Source organism: Mesorhizobium sp. C120A (genome assembly GCF_030323105.1).
Lineage (GTDB): Bacteria > Pseudomonadota > Alphaproteobacteria > Rhizobiales > Rhizobiaceae > Mesorhizobium.
On record NZ_CP100476.1, the window covers coordinates 2,349,752 to 2,370,567 of the forward strand.

Annotated in this window: 17 protein-coding genes and 1 pseudogene; 8 read left to right on the forward strand and 10 right to left on the reverse strand. The window is 60.5% G+C overall.

The window, feature by feature from the left end:
* Window positions 1-114: 114 nt before the first annotated feature.
* Together NL532_RS11580 and NL532_RS11585 are read right to left on the reverse strand one after the other, a co-directional pair.
* On the reverse strand, window positions 115-363 hold the full coding sequence (locus NL532_RS11580; protein ID WP_023828063.1) for a conjugal transfer protein TraD: 249 nt from the start codon (window positions 361-363) through the stop codon (window positions 115-117).
* A gap of 1 nt (window position 364) precedes the next feature.
* The gene (locus tag NL532_RS11585; protein ID WP_023828062.1) at window positions 365-691 is read right to left on the reverse strand and encodes a conjugal transfer protein TraD; all 327 of its coding nucleotides are present in this window, start codon (window positions 689-691) and stop codon (window positions 365-367) included.
* A gap of 172 nt (window positions 692-863) precedes the next feature.
* On the opposite strand from NL532_RS11585, the gene traA reads away from it, so the two are divergent.
* On the forward strand, window positions 864-3,917 hold the full coding sequence (traA, locus tag NL532_RS11590; protein WP_023828061.1) for a Ti-type conjugative transfer relaxase TraA: 3,054 nt from the start codon (window positions 864-866) through the stop codon (window positions 3,915-3,917).
* 127 nt (window positions 3,918-4,044) lie between these two features.
* Window positions 4,045-4,248, forward strand: coding sequence for a helix-turn-helix transcriptional regulator (locus NL532_RS11595; RefSeq protein WP_023828060.1), 204 nt, complete (start codon window positions 4,045-4,047; stop codon window positions 4,246-4,248).
* Here the strand turns inward: NL532_RS11595 and NL532_RS11600 are convergent.
* A pseudogene (locus NL532_RS11600) lies at window positions 4,239-4,445 on the reverse strand (helix-turn-helix domain-containing protein); the annotation flags it as partial. The gene NL532_RS11595 and the pseudogene NL532_RS11600 sit on opposite strands and share 10 nt — an antisense overlap.
* A 100-nt stretch (window positions 4,446-4,545) precedes the next feature.
* Between NL532_RS11600 and NL532_RS11605 the strand changes: the two are divergent.
* Complete coding sequence (locus tag NL532_RS11605; RefSeq protein ID WP_245270159.1) at window positions 4,546-4,971, forward strand: hypothetical protein; 426 nt, start codon at window positions 4,546-4,548, stop codon at window positions 4,969-4,971.
* Between the two features lie 225 nt (window positions 4,972-5,196).
* Here the strand turns inward: NL532_RS11605 and NL532_RS11610 are convergent, their stop codons facing one another.
* From NL532_RS11610 to NL532_RS11635, 6 genes are all read right to left on the reverse strand, one after another.
* Complete coding sequence (locus tag NL532_RS11610) at window positions 5,197-5,994, reverse strand: DUF6339 family protein (RefSeq protein WP_050590917.1); 798 nt, start codon at window positions 5,992-5,994, stop codon at window positions 5,197-5,199.
* On the reverse strand, window positions 5,991-6,899 hold the full coding sequence (locus NL532_RS11615; protein WP_023828058.1) for a hypothetical protein: 909 nt from the start codon (window positions 6,897-6,899) through the stop codon (window positions 5,991-5,993). Before NL532_RS11615 ends, NL532_RS11610 begins: the two co-directional genes overlap by 4 nt.
* Window positions 6,896-8,734: a hypothetical protein gene (locus NL532_RS11620; RefSeq protein ID WP_023828057.1), complete on the reverse strand. Its 1,839-nt coding sequence runs from the start codon at window positions 8,732-8,734 to the stop codon at window positions 6,896-6,898. Before NL532_RS11620 ends, NL532_RS11615 begins: the two co-directional genes overlap by 4 nt.
* Window positions 8,716-9,696 carry a PD-(D/E)XK motif protein gene (locus NL532_RS11625; protein WP_050590915.1) on the reverse strand — a complete coding sequence of 327 codons (981 nt, stop codon included), beginning with the start codon at window positions 9,694-9,696 and terminating at the stop codon, window positions 8,716-8,718. The genes NL532_RS11620 and NL532_RS11625 overlap by 19 nt, the downstream gene beginning before the upstream one ends.
* A gap of 22 nt (window positions 9,697-9,718) precedes the next feature.
* Window positions 9,719-12,337 carry a Z1 domain-containing protein gene (locus NL532_RS11630; RefSeq protein WP_023828055.1) on the reverse strand — a complete coding sequence of 873 codons (2,619 nt, stop codon included), beginning with the start codon at window positions 12,335-12,337 and terminating at the stop codon, window positions 9,719-9,721.
* Window positions 12,338-12,507: 170 nt separating this feature from the next.
* Complete coding sequence (locus tag NL532_RS11635; RefSeq protein WP_023828054.1) at window positions 12,508-14,112, reverse strand: DNA cytosine methyltransferase; 1,605 nt, start codon at window positions 14,110-14,112, stop codon at window positions 12,508-12,510.
* Between the two features lie 76 nt (window positions 14,113-14,188).
* On the opposite strand from NL532_RS11635, the gene NL532_RS11640 reads away from it, so the two are divergent.
* The 4 genes from NL532_RS11640 to NL532_RS11655 all read left to right on the forward strand — a co-directional run bounded on the left by NL532_RS11640 (window position 14,189) and on the right by NL532_RS11655 (window position 18,026).
* Window positions 14,189-14,695, forward strand: a complete 507-nt coding sequence (locus tag NL532_RS11640; protein ID WP_023828053.1) for a very short patch repair endonuclease — start codon at window positions 14,189-14,191, stop codon at window positions 14,693-14,695.
* Between the two features lie 133 nt (window positions 14,696-14,828).
* Window positions 14,829-15,449: a type IV toxin-antitoxin system AbiEi family antitoxin domain-containing protein gene (locus tag NL532_RS11645; protein WP_023828052.1), complete on the forward strand. Its 621-nt coding sequence runs from the start codon at window positions 14,829-14,831 to the stop codon at window positions 15,447-15,449.
* Window positions 15,442-16,311, forward strand: a complete 870-nt coding sequence (locus NL532_RS11650; protein WP_023828051.1) for a nucleotidyl transferase AbiEii/AbiGii toxin family protein — start codon at window positions 15,442-15,444, stop codon at window positions 16,309-16,311. The genes NL532_RS11645 and NL532_RS11650 overlap by 8 nt, the downstream gene beginning before the upstream one ends.
* A 164-nt stretch (window positions 16,312-16,475) precedes the next feature.
* A complete protein-coding gene (locus tag NL532_RS11655; RefSeq protein WP_023828050.1) occupies window positions 16,476-18,026 on the forward strand; it encodes a restriction endonuclease in 1,551 nt (516 codons plus the stop codon).
* A 212-nt stretch (window positions 18,027-18,238) separates the two neighbouring features.
* Here the strand turns inward: NL532_RS11655 and NL532_RS11660 are convergent, their stop codons facing one another.
* Window positions 18,239-19,519, reverse strand: coding sequence for a hypothetical protein (locus NL532_RS11660; RefSeq protein WP_023828049.1), 1,281 nt, complete (start codon window positions 19,517-19,519; stop codon window positions 18,239-18,241).
* Window positions 19,520-20,136: 617 nt separating this feature from the next.
* On the opposite strand from NL532_RS11660, the gene NL532_RS11665 reads away from it, so the two are divergent.
* Window positions 20,137-20,805 (forward strand): hypothetical protein, encoded by a 669-nt coding sequence (locus NL532_RS11665; RefSeq protein ID WP_023828048.1) that lies wholly within the window; start codon window positions 20,137-20,139, stop codon window positions 20,803-20,805.
* The last annotated feature ends 11 nt before the right edge of the window (window positions 20,806-20,816 follow it).

A 20,816-nucleotide genomic window follows, 5' to 3' on the forward strand; every position in this document is an offset into this window, starting at 1 on the left:
CGAATTGGCTCAGCTATCGCCATATCTCACAAATCTGCTTCCGTAATGGCGCCTGACGGGCGGGGCCACGATGGTCATGGCCTCCGCGCCGCCCGCCGCTCGCGCCAAACAACGTTACGGACGCTGGTCCCTTTGCCGTTGATGCAGCTCCGCATCGAACGCCCGCTTTCCCTTTGCGGACCAAAGGTCGCGTGCGTGCTCGCCCTCATGGCTCTGCAGCTTTGTGGCGATCCACAGTAGCGCGCCATAGATGGTAGCGCGGTCATTGCCAGTTAGATCGACAATGCCTGCCTTGACGACGAGACCGCCGAGTTCGATCAGATGCCGGGTGCGCTTGCGGCGCTCGACCTGCCACGTCCTCATGTCATTGCGAGCCCGTGCCGCCTGCCGGCGATTGCGGGCTGCCCGGTTGTGCTGGAGTGCTGCGTGAATTGCGCTGAGACGCCGGAGCAGTTCGGCGGGACCTGTTTTCGAAAAACATCACTCCACGCTTGGCCCATGCCTCGCGCTTCGAGGTGTCTTTCGTCTCGGCAATTGCGACCAGTGCGCCGGCCAATTCGTCGGTGGTCAGCTGATCGGCGCCGGTGGCGATCACCAGCTCGCCAAGTTGCTGCACCTTTCGCGTTTTGAGTTTTTGCGCTTTTTCTTCCAGTGCCTTCAGTTCCGCGTCGAAGTCCCTTGGTTTGCGCATGGCCGTCTCCATTGATTGTCGATGCGGCGATGATAGGGGACCGCCTGCCGGAAGGCTTCAGGGTTGCCGAGACAGCCCGGGACGGGCTGGTCCATCCCGAGATCTTTTCGAGGGAGGGCGCGCTTATACGTCGTGCCGACGTACGCTTTGCCGTGCAAATGATCTGGTCGCGATGGCGATCTACCATCTTCACGTCAAGGTCATTGGCCGCAAGGCAGGGTCAAGCGCTGTCGCGTCCGCCGCCTACCGCTCGGCTTCGCGGCTGCGTGACGAGCGGATCGAACGCAGCCACGATTTTTCGGCCAAACGCGGTGTCGTCCATTCCGAGGTGATGTTGCCGGAGAATGCGCCGGAGGCCTGGCGCGACCGCGAGAGGCTTTGGAACGATGTCGAGGCGTTCGAGGTGCGCAAGGATGCGCAGCTTGCCCGCGAGGTCGAGTTTGCGCTCCCGCGTGAACTCAGCCAGGCGCAAGGTATCGAACTGGCGCGCGACTTTGTTCAGGCCGAGTTTGTCAGCAAGGGCATGGTCGCCGATCTCAATGTGCACTGGGACAGGGCGGAGGATGGCAGTCCAAAACCGCATGCCCATGTCATGCTGACCATGCGGTCCGTGGACGAGAATGGTTTTGGGTCAAAGGTTCGAGACTGGAATGCTACCCAGCTGGTCGAGCGCTGGCGCGAGCAGTGGGCGGAGCTGGCCAATGAACGCCTGGCCGAACTCGACATCGACGCCCGCATCGATCATCGCAGTCTGGAAGCGCAGGGCATTGCCCTGGAGCCGCAGACCCAGATTGGTGCACCGGCGCAACGCATTGAGAGCAGTGGCCTAGACGCTGGTGACATTGAAGCAGATCGCGCCGAACTGCACCGCGAGATCGCGCGCAACAATGGTGCGCGCATCATTACCGATCCACCCCTGGCGCTCGATGCCATCACCCATCAGCAATCGACCTTCACCCGAAAAGACATCGCGAAGTTTGCCCATCGCCACAGCGATGGAGTGGAGCAGTTCAACGTGGTCGTGGCAGCCATCACCAACGCACCCGATCTGGTCGAACTCGGCAAGGACGGACGCGGCGAAGACCGTTTCACCACCAAGCAGATGATCGAGACCGAACAGCGCCTGCATCGCGCTGCGGAACACATGGCCGGGGAGGAGCATCATTCGGTGAGTAACGTACATCGCGAGGCAGCGCTGGCGCGGGCTGCGCAAGGCGGTCTTGTCCTTTCGCGCGAGCAGAGCGATGCGCTTGCGCACATCACCGATGGTCGCGGTCTTGGTGTCGTTGTCGGCTTTGCCGGGACGGGCAAGAGCGCCATGCTGGGCGTTGCGCGCCAGGCATGGGCAGCCGCAGGCTACGAGGTTCGAGGCGCGGCGCTCTCCGGCATTGCCGCCGAGAATCTGGAGGGCGGTTCAGGCATCTCTTCACGCACCATCGCCAGTATGGAGCATAGCTGGGGACAGGGCAGGGATCTGCTCACCACGCGCGATGTCCTGGTGATCGATGAGGCCGGCATGGTCGGCACGCGCCAGTTGGAGCGCGTGCTTTCCCATGCGGCGGACGTTGGCGCAAAAGTCGTTCTCGTCGGCGATCCGCAGCAGCTGCAGGCAATCGAAGCCGGCGCTGCATTCCGTTCCATCCATGACCGTCATGGCGGCGTCGAAATCGGTCAGGTGCGCCGGCAGCGCGAGGACTGGCAGCGCGATGCCACGCGCGATCTGGCAACCGGCAGGATCGGTGCCGCGATCGGCGCCTACGACGCGCAAGGCATGGTGCATCTGGCTGCAACGCGCGACGAAGCGCGAGGTGAACTCGTCAAGCGCTGGGATCGCGACAGGCAGGCGCATCCAGAGGCGAGCCGGATCATTCTCACCCACACAAACGACGAGGTGCGCGCGCTGAACCAGGCAGCGCGCGAGCGCATGCGCGCTGCCGGCGATCTCGGCGACGAGGTCCAGGTTACTGTCGATCGCGGTGCAAGGGCATTCGCCAGCGGCGACCGGGTCATGTTCCTGCGCAACGAGCGCGGGCTCGGCGTCAAGAACGGCACGCTGGGCTTCGTGGAGGAAGTCAGCACACAGAGCATGACCGTGCGTATCGATCAGGAAAGATCGGTTCGCTTCGACCTGGAAGACTACGCGCATATCGACCACGGCTATGCCGCGACCATTCACAAGGCGCAGGGCATGACCGTCGACCGGACCCATGTGCTTGCCACGCCGGGCATGGATGCACATGGCAGCTACGTCGCACTGTCGCGGCATCGAGACAGAATGGACCTGCATTATGGCGGCGACGACTTCAGTACGCGGGAGCGGCTGGACCGTACGCTCTCACGGGACCGCGCCAAGGACATGGCGTCGGATTACGAGCAGGTCGACCCGGCTCGGAGCTATGCCGAGCGGCGCGGTATCACCTTCCGCCAGCGCGTAGTTGAGATCGTGCGCAAAATCGTGCCGGAGAAGCTGCGCGACCGGATCGACGGGCTGCTGGACGGGTTGCGCTCGCGCGGAGACGCCGAGCCGGGCCAGGACCGTGGACCTGGGCCGGGAAGGGAAGAAGTTGGGGTGCGGATCGGAGAAGTGGGCCCGACGCCCGGTAGAGGAAATCTTGCCGCCGGAGCGCAGCGCGACGCGAATCTGTCGGGGATCCCCGAAGCAGAAATTCGCCGAGCCCGCACCCAGGCGCTTGTGCGTCACGCGCGCGCTCTCGACGCGATCCTCAGTACTGGAAATGCGGACGGGCAGGGCAGTCCCGACCAGATGCGCAAATTGGGAGATGCCCGAAGCGCTTTCGAGAAGGTGCGGCCGCATGGCTGGCGCGATGCCGAAGCGGCCTATGTGAAAAATCCCGAACTTGTCCGCGAGGCGGGGGCCGGCCGCGTCAGGCGCGTCGTGCTTGCTCTCCAGCTCGAAACGGAAATCCGCACCGGACTGGACACCGATCCAGGGCGCCGGGCAGACCGCTTTGTGGAACGTTGGCAAAAGCTCGAGCGAACGAGCCAGGGCCAATATCAGGCCGGCGACATGTCGGGGTACAAGTCAACACGGTCAGCCATGTCCGACATGGCCAAGAGCCTCGAACGGGATCCGCAGCTTGAATCCCTGCTCACCAATCACAAGAAGGCGCTTGGCATCCAAGTCGAATCAGGCCGGCGTCTGGGTGTGGAACTCGCGTTCAATCACGGCATGGGACTCGGGAGAGCGCGCGGCATCGGGATCTAAACCATCCGATTTGTCGCCGATTCCACGTCACCTTACGATATGGCGGCAATCCGTATTGCACGGCCGCAGCACCCCGTTCTGTGTGATCACCAGACATCAGAAGCATCCAGCACTAGCCAGGCCAGCCATGTCAGAGCCCGACCGTATCATACGCCTCAGAACCGTTCTTGCCCGGACCGGCCTGTCCCGCTCGACCATCTATCGCAAGATCGCCGAAGGTACGTTCCCGGCTCAGATCAAGATCAGCATAAACGGGGCGGGCTGGCGGGAATCCGATGTCAATCGATGGATCGACAATCCGGTTGCATGGCGAACGGTGCGTCAGTTCTGAATGCGAGACAATCGAACTCCATGTCCGCCGCCATTCTCTGGGATGAACTCTATCCCAGCAGCTTCGAGTGATAGCTTCAGTGCTTGCAGGATTGATTCAGATGCGGGCTTCGAACCACGTTCGAACTGCGCGATAGTCCTCAAACTTACCTTGGACAAATCCGCCAGTTCCTGTTGAGAAATGTCGAGGAGCCCACGGGCGGCGCGAACTTGGGCCGCACTTTAGGAAACGACCGTTGGAAGTGGTGCGGCCACTTCCAGCTGTCTGACCACGCCCAAGCTGTTAGGAGCTCGGATCATGACTGATTCCGACAATAGCACGACTTTGCCATCCGTCACGCACAACCGACGCGATCGGCACCCCGCAGACGCATCTGGATATTTCGACGACGCAGACCCCGCCATTCCACTCCGGCGAGAATGGTTGCGGGCGCAGCATGTTTCGCGGGTCCTTTGCCGCCTTCAACAGCGTTTAGAGAGGCGCATTCTCGACGTTGCGGCCCCGGCCGCGATGGATAAGAAGGTTGGCTATTCGATTGCCTGCCAAGCGGAAGTCGAGGCCACGACTGCTGCCTTGAGGCTTCAAGACAAAATCCCCCATGTACGGGCGCGGTCGCTTCTTGGCATTGTCGCCAAGCTCGAAATCATCGCCGGCGCAGATCGCGACATCGACGATCCAACAGACTTCCTTGGCCGCATATTGCTTCGGTGCTTGATGATTTGAAGAAAATCGCTGGGAGCCTGTCGTTCGAACGACCCGATCGATCGGTCGTTCACGCGGACTGTCGGCTTTATCAGGAGATAGCGACCGATCTGGTCGGTCTGGAAAAGCACACTGCTCGCCTCATAGCGGCAGGAAGGGTGGTTTGTCCCAGCTAGCACAGGCGGTTGACCGGTTTGGGAGGCGTTCAGGCTTAGGCGAGCATCACGATGGGCCGCCAATTGCGGACTAGGTCCGACCGAGGAAGCGGCCAACCCAACCGGGTCTGGCAGGCGCTGGCGGTGCACTCTCTCCGGTGAAGAAAGAATCCATGATGGTCCCCAGTTCGGAATCCTCAATCTCCGAGAGGACCTGGATCTGATTCCGCAGTCTCAGCCGGATGATGGCTTCCCGCGTCACATCTTCCATAGCCGGACGGCCGAGCCGAGCTGCCGCCCTGACCCAGGCCTCGGCGAACCCGCGCGCAAGTCGCGCGTCACTTCCGATGGATGGGCGCTCGGTGATCTGGACAAGAGCATCTTCCGTGAGCTCTGCCAGCAGCTCCCAGCGGCGGCCGGTCCGAGGACCTCTGTCGAGTATTCGCCCTCTCATCCACAGTCTCTGGAATGCATTGCGGATGCCTCCCTGAAATCGCTCGACCGGCCTTCCGGCGAATCGCCATGCCACAAGATCAGGCAGAACTACCGTCGCGACGAACGCCCACACGTCATCCCGCAGTGCTTCGCCGCTTTCAAATTCAGGCACCTGTGCAAGGTGGATGGATGCAAGTTCGTCGAACCGAGCTCGCTCGATGGCGCTGCCTCGGTCCGGAAATCCGCAGGCCTGGCCGATCTCGAGCAGAGCCGATCGGAGTGTCCGGAGGAACTCGTCGGGCACCGGGCTTCCACCGCTCGCAGCATAAGTTGCCTCGACAGGAAAATGGGCAGACCCCAGGCCTGCATCGACGGTGGCCATGAGACCTGCGGTAGACGACAGGCATGCGTCGACTGCAATGCGGTCGAGTCTCGGCAATAGTGCCACGCTCATGCGCGAGCCTCCTGCGTCGCGACGTCCGCAGCGGCGAGAACCGCTGCGTGGAACGAGGATGGTCTTAGATCGAGCATGCTCCGAATCGTCTGGATGTCCTGGCCGGGAAAGGCCAGCCGGATCCAGAACTCGACTCTGCGTGCTATGGAGCTGGAGTCGCTCTCTGCGACCGCTTGCTCGAAATCGGACTGTCGCAGCGATGTCGCGATGATCTGCGTCATGACATCGGCAAGCACTACCTGGAGAGTGGCGCGATCGCCGGCGAGAAGACGCTCGGTGAAGTCGGGGCGATCGCTGTTGAGGAAAAGTCGAACAGCTCCGCCGAAGTCCCGGTGGAGGTTGCCTGGAGCCCAGTGCAGGTACCATGGCGCATAGGCTTCCGGCCTTCCGGCGAAGCGGCGAGAGAAACTCAGTGATTCCATCGGGAATCTGGGCTCCTCGCCCTCGAGACGCAGATCGATCCGGTCAGACCAGAGCTTCGATGCCGGTCGCGACGGAGACAGCGTGTGGGTGCCTGAACCGGGGTGGCCAAGGAGGATCATTGTCTCGGCAAGAAGGCGCTGGGAAAGGCTGTGTCCCGCCACCCGCTCCTCGAGAAGAATTTCTCCAGCACGAATTTCGCGACGCGTCGCTGCAATGATCGTTCGGGGCATGTTGCCCGCACCCGTGCCGACGCGCATCAACAGCACTAGGGCGAGCTGCGCCATGTCGATCCGCAGCTGTGAGGCGGCGATATCAAGATCGACAGCAATCCGGCGCCTGAGGGTCACGTCGCGTCCGCTGTCCCAGTCCGCAATCCAGGGATCTTCTATGACGACTTCACGATCGTTCTCGACAAGTACCCATGGGCCGGCATGCACGGCGTCGGAGCCCAGAGTCAGGAATGGAAAGGCGATACGGCTCATGCGTCGGCTGCTGCGGACAGTCGCGCACCGAGCGTCACGGCGCAATCGGATGGCATCGCAACAGCCACCTCGAACCTGCCGACTCGATCACCGATCTCGATCCGCGTCCCGCTGCCGAGCGATTCTCCGAAATCATCGCGAGCGTCGAGCACACGAGGTTTGACGGTCGACGGCGCTTCGGCTGCGGTGCCGCCGTCCATCACAAGTGCAGGTTCAACAAGCAGCGAGTTTGCCGCGCCGTCGCCCCTCACGACCATTTCGAAAACCGCGACAGGCCCGTCTCGGCCTTCCTCCAGTCTCAGGAACAAGGGCCGAGAGACGCTGGTGCCGCCACGGCTTGCACCGCCACCACCGCCCCCGGGAGCTCGAGGACCTGCACCTTCGCCTTCACCCTCGAGTACCCGTCCAAACAGGCCGGCGACCGTCGCAAGCGACGGTCCAGTATCGCCGCCGATCGGCGCCGCCGCCGGCGGATTTGCATATTCTGCCGCGGCAACCTTGATGCGGCGGACGGCGATCCGCACGATACTGCGCGCCTCCTTGTCGGCCAGCGCCTCGAACTGCCAATCATCGTGGGCGGGCGGCTCTGCTTGTGCGAAGGCAGCCTCGACAATCTGCTCATCTGAAGCGACAAAGACACCAGCCCACTCGAAGCGATCATCGGGAAGCTGCACACCTTCGTAGTAGCGAACCACCAGTTCCACGGGCCGCATCACTGCGATCGCGGCGGATCGCTCCGGGAACAGGCTACCCTCATGACCTGCTGGCGAGATTCGATCTGCCCGGAGCCCTCGAACCATGCTCAAGCGACCAAGCATCCTGTTCGGCCGAAAGGAGCGTATCTCCTCCCCACTCGCCGGATCGGTCCGCAAGGCCTTCATTGCACGCGCGTAGAGATCCAGTGGAGGAAAGTCCTCAGGCCGCGGCAGTGGATATTCCGTATCCTCGATGAACATGCGGAAGTGCATCTTCCGGGTCTCGGGCGTGTCGTCGATGAGCCGGGGCCAGAAGAACCAGAGCAGTGCCTCCTGCACGAGGCTCATCGCATGCTCGCCATCGGCGCCGACAAACGCAGGGTCAAGAATCATGATCGAGGTGCCTGATCGGGTAGCGTCGCGCCCCGGAAAGCCGATCGCGTCGGCAAGGTCCGCAGCCTCCTGGCCTTCGATCGGGTCGACGTACTCCTCGCCGTCTGCAGGAACACCCCACCAGTGCCTCCCGGTGAACCTTCGTCTCACTCCGTGCGGGTCGTCCGCGTCAAATGCTGATCCAAGCTGGGCAGCGATGAGGCGGCGGACCGGATCGCCTGCAAAGGAGGTCTGACTGTCGATCACGATCGTCGAACAGCGGCTCGCCAGATAGAGGGAGGTCTTGCCATAGCCGTATGTGCCGCCGCCGTGCACGGTGTTACGGCGTGAACCCACGTTCCTCAGGAAATCGACAAAGTCGGTTGGCCCGTCATCAGACGCCAGGTCAGCTCTGGTCGGTCCGGCGAGACCGGCTGTGCCGAAGTCACAGATCTCGAGCACGCGCAGGCTTTCGGAATGCAGGAAATCGTCGAGGCTGCCCGCCGCCTTGCCGTCGAGCGGTCGCTGGCTCAGTATCTCGACACGCAGAACCGCGGCCTGTTGCGGATCAAGCGTGCGCAACCGAAAATGGACCTCGGCTCCGCCGTCGGACAGGGCTGCATCGCAGCTGTTCTGCACGGCCTCTCTCACCACCGTCTGGACAAGATCGATCGAGGGCGCACCGAGCAGCTTCAGATAGCCGTCGGCGGCCAGGTTGCCGGAAGCCGAGTAGGCCTCGGAGTGCAATGTCAGGGGTGGTCGAGGCATGCGATCATCTCGCTGATATGAGCGTCGGCACGAACGGCAGCCAGACGGCTGGACTCGGCCGCGACAAGGTCGATTGAGTAGGAAAGGCTGGAAATGCCCGTGGGCAGGGCCCCGGTCGCGAAGCTCTCCGGGGTAATCCTGGGGAAGTCGCCGGCGACAACATAGTGGTGCTCGCCCTCAAGACGAAAGTTCGCCATGTTCCATACCGGGGCGTTCGGATCAGCGCAGCCGACAGCCGCAAGAAGATTCCGGACCCCAAGGGAGTCCGATGCCGCTGTCATGGCTTCTGCGGACAGCGTCGACACCGAAAGGTCGCCGCCCGTCGACTGCTCGAGCTGATAGAGCACGAGATGCAGCACGCCTCCCGTTGGAGCGAGCAGCTGATCGACCGAGGAAATCTTGACCGAAAGGCCAGTCACTCTCGCGGAGGTCTTGACCTCGAGCGCGAGGCTGCCGGCGCGAAAATCATGACGTTCCATCATGGGGCCGCGCCAGAGCCGCCAGGCGCGCGCATCAAGCCGAAGCATCCGCCGGAGCATCAGGAGCTCGCCGACGAGACCCCTCACTTCCTGGGTAGTTACTCCAGAAGCCGGATCGGCGAGCAGCGATCTGAAGTCGTCGAGGGTCGACGCGCAGGCGTCGACTGGAGACGAGCCAGCCCTGATACGCTTCATCATCTCTGCGCTGACATCCGCAAAGACCCCGTCCAGCCCGGCTGCCAGGCAGACAATGTCAAGGTAGCGTACCGAGACACCATTCAGAGAGTAAGTCGCGATGCCGATCCCAAGCGACGGACTGCTCGGAACCTGCGCGATCCGTTCGCTGTGTCTTATCGGGAGGAGCACGCGCAGCTCGCCCGCATTGCCTAGCGCAAGGCGAACGCTTCCGAAGCCAGTCTCGATTCCCGTATCCACGCTTGGAATCCCGAGCTCGCTCGATGCGTGACCACCACGGCGCAGCATGGACCACTCTTCAAGCGATGGCTCAGTGGACACGACCGGCCTCGAGCTGTTCTGCGATCTCGTCCTCGATGTCTTCGAGATCGTCTGCCGATGGTGGTTCCAGTCTCACACTGTAATATCCGCCTGACCCGTCTGCCGACCCGGGAAAGACAATCCCGAAGCCGACCAGATCCCCGACGGCTTCGAGGCCGACGCGCTGGCCCGACGGCCTTCTCGGCGTCGAGTTCCTGTCGATCGGATAGAGAAGCAGGAGCGGCACGTTGCCGACGACGCCGGCGCGCACGGCCTTCAGCCTGGTCCAATCTGTCTCTGCCGCGGCGTCTCCGCCAGTACAGTCGAAGAGGACGTCCCTTCGCGACATCAGCGCCTTGATGTCGGCGAAATCATCCGGCCGCTCCAGTCGCGTTCTTGTCGAAAGTCGTACCGGGCCAAGTTCGCCCATCGGTGCTGCCGACGGTTCCCCGCTTTTCGGTTCCACGACTCCGACGTTCCATGTCCGCGCGCTGTCGCCAGATGCCTCGATGTATCCCAGCAGGAACTCGGCTGAGAGCTCCCTGTGGGACGCCTGCACAGAGTATGCCCGAAGAAACTGCACTATCAGGCGCCCGGGCACACCGCGAAACAGGATGCGCGCCGATTCCCGGTCGCGTAACCCGAGGTCGGTCGCCTGTGTCATCAGATGGGCGGCGGCGGTCCAGTTTCCCCTGACGATCTCAGGCCTGCGATGATCGAAGCGGATTGTCTGCACGTGCTTGCCGGCATAGCTCACGTCGGTGAGGATGGCCGCTCTCATCTTGCTTGCGGCAGTGATCGCCATCCCCGGGATCGACCTCACCCTGACCGCGAATTCCATCGGAGTCGTCTTGCGGACCGCATACTCCGCCACATCCCCCCTGATCTCGGCCTCGATGAGAGCGAGCGAACGGAACGCCGTGCTGAGCGAATCGGTCATCCAGATGCGCGGCATGTCTTCGTATCCGGGCCGATAGCCGAACCACCGTCCCATCTGCAGCAGCGTATCGTACTGGCTGGATGTGCGCAGAAAGTAGCTCACGCACAGGCCCTCGATCGTCAGGCCGCGAGCGAGGATGGAGCCACCGATCACGATGTATGTCCTCGGAGAACCGTCATAGTTGATCCGATCGTCGCTGGTGCCGTTCTCGACAGGAACTTCCAGCGCCTCGAGGACCGCCGCCATGAATGGCATCAGCTGATGTCCGGTGACGTAGGGCAGGGCGCAGAGGTCGTCGGGCACGCGCTGCTGCTCGGCCTCCCAGAGACCAAGCATCCTTGTCCCAAGAGCAGATCCGGGGTCCGTGATCTGGTCGGCGATAACCTCGAGCCATGCCTTCACCAGAGTGGCCAGCCGCTCATGCATGATCACATACGCTGATGTGTGGATCAGCATCGACATGTGGCTGTCCGCATCGCCTCGGAACCGTCGCGCTGCGCAAGACGCCAGGAAATAAAGGACCGCATCTTCGAGCGAATCCGTCATGCGTGGCTGAAAATGATCCTTTTCTGCCCGGCTCGGAGGCTGAAGGAACGCGATGTCGTCCTCCGGGATCTCCCGGATCATGTCGAGCCCCTCTTCTTCAGGCTGCGGGGAATCCGCGTCGACGGGCGGGCGGCCGAACAGACGCTCGGTCCCGAAATAACCATCCGGCGTCGGCAAGGCGGTTATGAAGTCCTTCGGGTAGAGGTCGTCGAGTTCCCTTCCCCCAGCGGGGAAGGGGTTGATGAGCACGTTCGCGAACGGCGTGGCGGTATATCCTACGTAGGAATTTGCCGGGATCTTCTTGAGGATGAGGCGGATCCTCTCGTTTATACGCGTCATGTCGTACTCGCCCGAGGCCGTGTTCACACTCGCCTGGTCGCATTCATCGTCGATGACAAGCACCTTGAGACGGCGCAGAATCGCGGGCAGAGTGCGCTCCAGTGTGAGAAGCAGCTGTCCGAGCGGAGCAACATTCTTCTTCACGACTGCGAGCTGCGCCGCCCCATCCACGGGCATCGGAAAGCCGCCATTGGGCGGCATCCTGAAATCGCCCTGCTCGTCTTCCCGAGTCTGGAGCTGCCACTGGTCTCTCAGCCGATCGACCAGATCCTTCTGCATGCGCCCCTGGGTCTGCTTGCGAAGCTTGTTCGTGAGGCCAGCCAGAATGATCACCAGATTGTAGCCGGCGTCGACAGCCTTTGCGATGACGGCGGTCATGTTGGCGGTCTTGCCGGACTGCACGTGTCCAACGACCAGACCACGACATGCAAAGCTCTCCTTCGAGGGATTCTCAAGCAGCGAGACGATCTCGTCGGAGGCCTTGCCGATGCGGTCATCGACAGTGTCTGCGGACCAGCCCTTGGAATCGACGAGATACGCCCGCAACGCGGGCCAGTGACGATCAGTTTCCGCCGGCCCATGATACCAGTCCTGGCGGATTCGGAAGATCGAATTCACCCTGAGGATTTCGACGGGTCGAATGGATCCGCGAACCTGTTCGATGGCGGCAGCAAAATCCTGCTCGGTCTCGTCCGAGAAGCGGCCAAGGAACGGTTCGAGGTCCTGCCGGACGAGGCGAGCCGCGTCGTCCAGGCCGTCAGCCGATGACAGGCGCGCGCGCAACTGCCTGACAAACGCATCCATTTGTGTCGCTGATACCGACATCACCCGCCCCGCTGTGAATAGACTCATCGCCCCGAATGGACTTTGTACGCCGCAGGCCATCTGCTGCAAGCTGAAATGAAAAAATCGCGAACGACTTCGCCACTAGAACCGTACGCGAATATCAGCGTGAGTCTTTCCAACCGGCCTGGTCAGGCAACTTGCGACAGCTTCATTTCGTTTTCTGTTGCATCGCTTCTCTCGGCAGTCAGAATTACGAAAAGAGCTTCACCGATCCAGCGGGCGAGGAGAGGCGGCACCGCATTGCCAACCTGGGTATATTGCTGGGTACGATTGCCCTGGAAGAGATAGTTGTCGGGGAAGGTCTGAAGACGCGCCGCCTCGCGCACCGAAAGGCTGCGACATTGCATTGGGTCAGGATGGATAAAGTAGTGTCCATCCTTGGAGATATGACTCGTGACGGTCGTTGAGGGAGCCTTGGAGAGTTGCACCCTGAAGCGATCGGCAAACTTGCCCGAGTTCCAGTTCTCGTGCTCCGGTGCCAGCTCCTCCGGAAAATCCGACGCCTTCGGCGAGCGGCCGACGACTTCGGCGAAGACCGCTGCAAAGAAGTAACGGGCAAGATCGCTCGCCATATGGCTACGAGTCGCATGATTTGGCAGCGTCTCCAGCCTGGGATCGATCAGCCAGTCACGAAGGTCGGCTGGACAGGCTGGCGAGATGCCGACGCCCCGCGCCTCACGGCCAGGTATGTCGTTCAGATTCTCGAAGGTCGCATGATACCGTTGAGCCGTCTGCGCAAATGCTGCTTGCAGATCATCCGCGAGACCGGTGTCCACGTCGGCGACAAAGGCCATGGCGATGCTGACCATCTGTTTCCACTCCTCCCGGCTGTCGACCCCACGGCTGAGACCGCTGCGCAGCTTCGGCATCCCATCCAGTACGTTGCCGACGGTTGCAGTCAGGCTATGGCGGACCATCAGGTCGGCGAGGGCGGAATCAGGCAAATCCGCAGCCAGGTCGGACCTGAGGCCGACGACGATCACTCGATGGCGTGCTTGAGGAATTCCGAAATCCTCGGCACGAACTATGAAATCAGTGGCGCGTGGTTCAAACCTGCCAAAGCCGAGTTGTCCTCGGCTACGCGGATCCAGTGCAATCAGCCGGTATGGCTCTCCATGCGGCCGGTCTCCACGCAGGTCACGAAGTACCTGATCGAATATCCGATTCTCGCCATCGACCGACGAAGACAGCATGCCCTTGACGTTTTCCATGACAAAGGCCGCAGGCCGGAGTCGATCGAGGATGCGGATATATTCCCTGTACAGGAAGTGCTTTTCATCCTCGCTGGCCACATACCCTTCCTTGCCCTGGTTGCGGGCACGGCCAACAAGCGAATATGCTTGGCAGGGCGGACCGCCTATGAGGATGACATTGCCGTCACTTTCGGCCCGGATGGCGTCGAGTCGAGCATTCAATCGCTCCTCGGGATCCTCCTTGCCAAGCTCGAGTTGCCAGGCCTCCTCTTCCGCTGCGGCCCATTCCTTTGGGTGCTTTTTGGACCAGTCGGGTACTTCGCCCCCCTCATTGATCAGATTGTAGTAACTTTCAGGAAGGGAATTGCCAAACTGGCGCAGGAAGCTTCGCAGCTGCAGGGTCGAGTGCGCCGCCTTGTCCTTCTCGATCGACAGAGCGATCTTGAACGCGCATTTCCCATCGGCGCCGGAAACGCTCGAAAATCCCTCGGCCAGTCCTCCAGGACCTGCAAATATGTCAACAACTGCATATGTTGGCAAGAATCACGCTCTTTCGACCCCGGGAGCAAAGGTCTGATTAATATCAGCTCTGCAGAGAAATGACAGGCTTGGATCGATGGCAGATGTAGTTGATCAGGCGACCCGTTCTCGGATGATGTCCGGCATTCGAGGGAAGAACACGAGGCCGGAAATGGCATTGCGAAAGGCGCTGCATCGGTCGGGGCTGCGATATCGATTGCACGGGGCACATTTGCCTGGCCGACCGGATATGGTTCTGTCTTCGCGACGGGCGGTAATCCTCGTTCACGGATGCTTCTGGCATCGTCACGCCGGTTGTCACTGGTGCAGCACACCAGCGTCCAGGCCGGAATTCTGGGCTGCGAAGTTCGATCGAAACATGACCCGGGACTGCGAGGTGGTCGATGCCTTGCATGCGGAAGGCTGGCGCGTTGCTATCGTCTGGGAATGTGGGCTTCGGGCAGCGTATCTCAATGAGACGGTAGAACGGGTGCTCGCCTGGGTATGGTCGGAAAGCGGTGATTTCGAAAGCGATGTTGTACGCCCACGTGTCGATTTCTCCGCTGACCAGGAGAGCGTCATTGTGACTGGAGCGGCGAGTTGAGAAAGCCAAGGGCCAGACATTGGGATTGTGACAAATCCTGGGTATGATTTAAATGAGACCCAGGATTTGTCACGGAGCGACAATGTGACATATCCTGGGTATGATAGAAACGAGACCCAGGATATGTCACGTCATGGACCGGACTCAAACAACCCAACGCCAACAACTGGCTGCCCTCCTGGACACCCAGCCAATCATGCGCGCATATGAACTCCGCAAGGCCGGGATTGCGCCCGAGACGATCTCGCGCGCTGTCCACAATGGCCAACTCATCCGCATCTCCCGCGGCCTCTATCAACGCGCCGACAGTGAAGTCGAAACCGAGCAGGCGCTCGCAGAAGCTGCAAAGAGGGTCCCCAAAGGCGTCATTGCCATGGTTTCGGCGCTCGCCTTTCACGGGCTGACCGACCAGATGCCTCGCAAGATATGGGTCGCAATCAGCGCGAGGGACTGGGCACCGGTTCCTTCATATCCGCCGATCCGCATCGTCGAACTTCGTGACAGGTACATGGACCAAGGAATCGAGCATCATCGAATTTCGGGAGTCGACGTTCCGATCTTCTCGGTCCCGAAGACGCTCGCCGATATCTTCCGCAACCGCAAGCTGGTCGACCGCTCGGTTGCAGTGGAGGGGCTGCGAGCTGCCCTCGACCAGCGTAAGGCCACACCTGGTACTATCGCGGAGGCGGCAATCGCAGGCGACTCCTGGAAGATCATGCGCCCTTATCTCGAGGCTCTGACCTCGAATGGCTAGAGGCACTACAAATCAGGCTGCCTCGATCAAGCAGCGATTACTGAACCTCGCGCGCAAGGAAGGCCGGATCTATGAGGTCGTGCTGGTGCGCTACGCGCTGGAACGGATGCTCTACCGCCTGTCTGTCTCGGACCAGCGCGATCGTTTCATTCTGAAGGGAGGGATGCTCGTTACCCTATGGATCGACGGTGGCAATCGCGAGACGCGAGACGCTGACTTTCTTGGGCACGGCGATGCCAACCCGGAAAAGCTCAAAGCTACATTTGCCGAAATCATGGCAATCGCTACCGACGATGGGCTTGTATTCGATACCCAAGGCCTGACTGCAACTACGATCCGCGAAGAGATGGAATATGGCGGGGTGCGCCTACGCACGACGGCCTTTTTGGAGCGGTCCAGGATCCCAGTTACGATCGACATAGGGTTTGGCGACGCTCTGGCGGCAGCGGCGCAACCGCTCGCCTATCCATCGTTGCTTGGCATGGAGACGCCGCAGATACGGACCTATCCCCCGGCAACAGTTATCGCTGAGAAATTTCAGGCCATGGTCGCGCTGGGCATCGCCAACGGTCGCATGAAAGATTACTACGATCTGTGGGCGATCCCCAAGGCAGTCCCTCTCGCAGATACGGATCTGGATGCTGCTATCCGAGCGACTTTCGAGCGGCGACATACTGACATTCCTGACGGTAGGCCACCTGGTCTTTCAACGACATTGCTGGACGATGCGACCAAGCAGCGCCAATGGCATGCCTACGCACAATCAATCGACCACGACGGCCTGTCGCTGGTGGAGGTTGTGGATGCCGTCTGGGCGCTGGTGGGACCATCGTGCGCGCGCATCAGATCGTCTGACAATTAAATTGTGGCCCGCAACCCGGACGTATCTGCTGTAAATGGCACCCTGTCGGCAGCTCGCCAATCCGAGTGACGCTGTGTTTCGACCGACAGCCTACAATAGTCGTTGATCCGGGATGCAAGTCAGAGAGCCGGTGCGGCTGGTACCTTGGATAAGGGATAAACAAGATGGAGGACGATGCCGGGGGCAATGCGCGAACGCTCGAGATCGATCTCGGCGAAGAGCTCGAAATGGATCTGGCGACGCTTGATCCACATGCTTACGATCGGATTCTCGTTTACGTGCCGCTCCCTTCATTCGGGTCAACCCAGTCCTATCGCGACATCTGCGGAGATCTTCTTGACGCTTCGTGGGCCATTGAACGGATGGCTGCACATTCGAAGTGTGTCAGGACCGAAAACCCACCCGGAGGCTACCGCTGCATCAGGGCCGTCCTCACTGGACCAAGGCCGGGAATGTTCGGCGCCATCGCCGACTGTGCGCTTCTGCTCGGGGAACTCGAGGATTTCACAGACGATGCAGAACTGGAGGAACTGCAGAACCTTCGCGAACAGGTCTATGACTATGAGGACAACCTGGAGACTCTGGTTCCCCGAGCGCCGGAGATTATCGACTGGTATTTCGCCAACCTTCACGAAGTGAACAACGAGTTGCGGTCCGAAGCTCCGGAGGCATGGAGCAGTCAGATGGAGCGCTTCCCAGAGCGTCGCCTCGGGTTCCATCGCAGCGGCTTCAGCGGCATACTAGGGGGGAGCTGCTATGCTTCGCGGACCGGGTGGCTTGTGCCGGTGGCGATAGGCCCCGACCGATTCTTCGCGGGAACGGATCAGAAGTACCGTCTGAATGACTTCCTGCCCGCCGACTTCGTCATCATCAACGGCGAGTCGTTCGTGCATCACGAGGGCCTCTTGGTCCGCTTCCCATCGGGTCGGTATTTCGAATCCCGGGTCTGCGCGGGGCTCGTGACCCAGGACGACGAGTATGGCGAACGCTGGTCATCCGACCCCTTCAGCGCGCTCCGTTCGCCGAAAGCAGAGAAAACTGCTCCTATGGGCATCAGGACTTGGGACACGGCAGAAGGCATGCCAACGCTCGCGGAAGGCTGCTACCTTCACGAGACTGGTACGCTTGCGTTCGTCAATGATGGCTATTTCCTCCATTTCCTCTACGACATCAGGCCGGCGCAGCTGCAGACGGCCAAGGCGCTCCGCGAGGCTTCGGCCCAAATGACCGAAGAGCTGTCTACCGCGACCGGCGCCGCGCCGTTCTTTCAGTGCGACTGGACGAGCTTGGACGACGAGGCCTTCGAAGAGCTTTGCTACCAGCTGATCTTCGACAACCCGAAGTTCAATTCTGATACCATTCGGAAGCTCGGCAAATCGAGGTCGAGGGATGGCGGCCGCGATATCATCATCCATGAGGCAACAATAGGCGCTTGGGTGGAGCCGAAGAAATGGATTTTCCAGTGCAAGCTTGTCACCAACGGTTCGTCCCTCGGAGCCACACGCCTGACGGACGTCGGCGACATGCTCGAGCAATACGGCGCCCGAGGGTTCGGCGTGATCACCTCAGCTCAAATGGACGCCACACTCTACGACAAGCTCGACGCGATCTGCTCGAAACGCCGAGTCGACCAATACCACCTGTCGGTTCTGGAGCTCGAACGGGCGCTAGGGCGCAATCGCCGTGTCAGGCAGAAATTCTTCCCGGGATCATGATCTACCCCCTCAGCGGCCAACATGGAGACACGACCCGGGCGCAATAGACGACCAGAAAGCGGCAGCTTTTCAGCGTGGTCTGATGATCGCGCATCTCACATGCGGAATAGTTTCCTCTAATCCGCCGGATTTTTCTCGACCATCGACCCTACAGCGCTCGCCCATTCCAGCGGTGAGCACGCGGTGGCCAGCTTCTTTTCGTTGTCAATCGACTAAAGTTGAAGGCTGACGGAAGGCGAATAACCAGAGTAGCGATTGCCGCTGTCTGCCTCTTTTTCAGGGTCTGGCTCATCGAAATCGACTTTCGATGATCTTGCCGAAATATCGAGGAAATGGGGACTGATCAGAGCATCGATCTGCTTCAGGCGCTGCCGGATCCAAGTCGCCATCGCGCTAATTCTGCCGACATCCTCAGGCGTCGCATTCTCGAGATGGGTCAGCACCGCGTTCAACTTGTCCCGATGGGTCAGTTGTTCATGGATCGCATCCACAAATTCCATACGGCGCTTCTCGCGGCTATTAAACGCTTCCTCGCGTTGCCGCTGGGCTTCGGCGTCTCGTTGACGACGCTCTCGTTCCTCGCCTTGTCTCCTGCGTTCGCTGATGAACGCCGCGTGTCCAGCGAAGCCTGCCAATATGTCCGGCAGCATGCTTTCCAAAGTTTGCGTCTTTCCGTCGGAATATTTGCGGCGAAGGCCTGAATACGGGTTGGCGTGAATGACGATAGCGAGCCGCCCGGATGGAGACTCGTCGTACTTGGGCCAAGCGTCGTTGGTGTTGCCCCAACGCGTTCTTTCATCCCGCCGTTTCAATTCTGCCGGCGTCGGTTGATGCAGGGTCTTTTCGGGCTGCTCCTCCAGGCCGAACGCAACTGATTCATTCTCGACAACGAGTACCAACCCGTTCTCGGTTGCCTTGGGCAAATGGCCTTGAGTTTCTGCAAGAGCGAACAACTGACTTAGGATGCGAATTCCCCTTTCAATGGAAGCCGCAGCAATTTTGAGAGGGACAACGCCCCTGGACCGAACGATCGCGAAGCCCTGATCGTCCGGACGCGCTTTTGAGATCGCGCGCCTTGTGACAGCTAGAGACGGGAGCTCAACGACGCTGGGCGTAGACTCCGGCGTAGCGGCCACCATCGGATTAGCCGCAGCGTGCTTGTTGAGCCTATCTCGGGCTTTTTCTGTGGCTTCGCGGACGGATGGCGACAGGTGCTGTTCGGAACTTCCTGCGATCCTCACCAACGCCAAGTTTGGTTCGGCCGATGGGGGCAGCGCTTGCTTGTTGACGCGCTTGCCGTATTTCAGTTTTGCCCAGTATCCGCGTTCTGGTGTTGGAATGTGGTGGCGATCGCAGGTCTTCTTCAATGCCGTACCCGTAACGCCGTAATCCGCAGCAACCTTGGTCATCGGCTTGGACCAGACCTGCTCGTAAAGCTTCTCGCGAGAAACCGTCCTCACCCTCTCGACCTCTTCTTCCGCCCACGCGTCCACGGCCCGACTCCAGTGATCAATCGATCCAGATATGGAGGTAGGCGTATTGATCCTGTCAGTTTTGACGGTACTTCATCAAATTCTCGCTGGATCATCAACGATCGACTGTGGGAAAAAGCGTCGGCATGGGCAAAGCTCAACGGCGCCTTAAAAAACGGATCGGCTGAAGCAGGCGGCGAAACGCGCGCCTAAATCGCTACGACCAGTGAAGGTCGCTATCGGTGGTTGCGTGACCGTGATTTGGACTTGCGGTTTTTGCCGACAGCCGATCCGGCTCACGGCTCTCCGACTAGCACGCCTTGCTATTCCTTTCTGCGACCGATTGATTTGACGACTTCTCTCGTCCTCCGCATGAGGACATCTTGCGAGACATGGACCAAGATCGTGATCTCGGCAGGCCCTGAAGAGGCCCACGTATGCCGCGGACTGCTGATCTCCGCGGCAGCATGGCTGCGACCGTTCTCGACTCGCAGCGAGCGTCACCCGCAATGGCAGTGAGATCGCACAAAGGCTCTTGCGCCAAGTGGCTGACAGAGCGATTCTGCGCCTGACGATAGTAGAGCGCTTTGCAAGGCCCTGCGCAGAAACAGATCAGGTGAGGATTTAGATACCAGGGGATGACCAAGGCGCATCTTACGCAATTGTGGCAATGGCTGTCTGTTGTCTGCGTCTTCTTTTTGGTGGCGAGCGTGGTTTCCCTACAGGGAGGGTCAGAGTTTTTGGGAAGCCTCTTTGGCGACAAAGTTGGCGTAGACGACAACATGCCGGCCACCGGTTATTTTGGGGCAATTGTTGGCGGAGGCTTGTTTGTGCTGTCATCAAGCGTCTTCCTCTTGCACGCACGGCGCCATGGCGACCACTGGCACGCTCGCATACCAGTGGTTTGGCTTGACGGACTTGATACGGCCACACGGGAAGGAAAGATCTTTCAGATTTGCGTTCTCGTGATTTTCGTTCTTGTTCCGGTCGCTGGAGTTATGTGCTGCATGGCCGAAGCTGAATCGGGCGACATCTGTGAACAGGACACCCGGTACTTTTACGAGGGCTCCGAGACCATGCTGCTGTGGGCTCCGGTGGCCAAGGAAGGAAATCAGATGAGGCTTCGCCAAGCTGGAACTGGTGCAGAGCCTTGTTTGTCCGGCGTCGAGCTGTTTCCCCGTTCTCTAACTCCGCTAACTTTCTACGGCTTGCCGCTCGCGGCTGGCGTCATTGCAACGATGGCCCTCATCTCTTTGTTCTCCCGTCGAAAAACTGGCCAGTCAGAGGGATTTCCGGAGGTAACGTAGCGTCGGTCCTT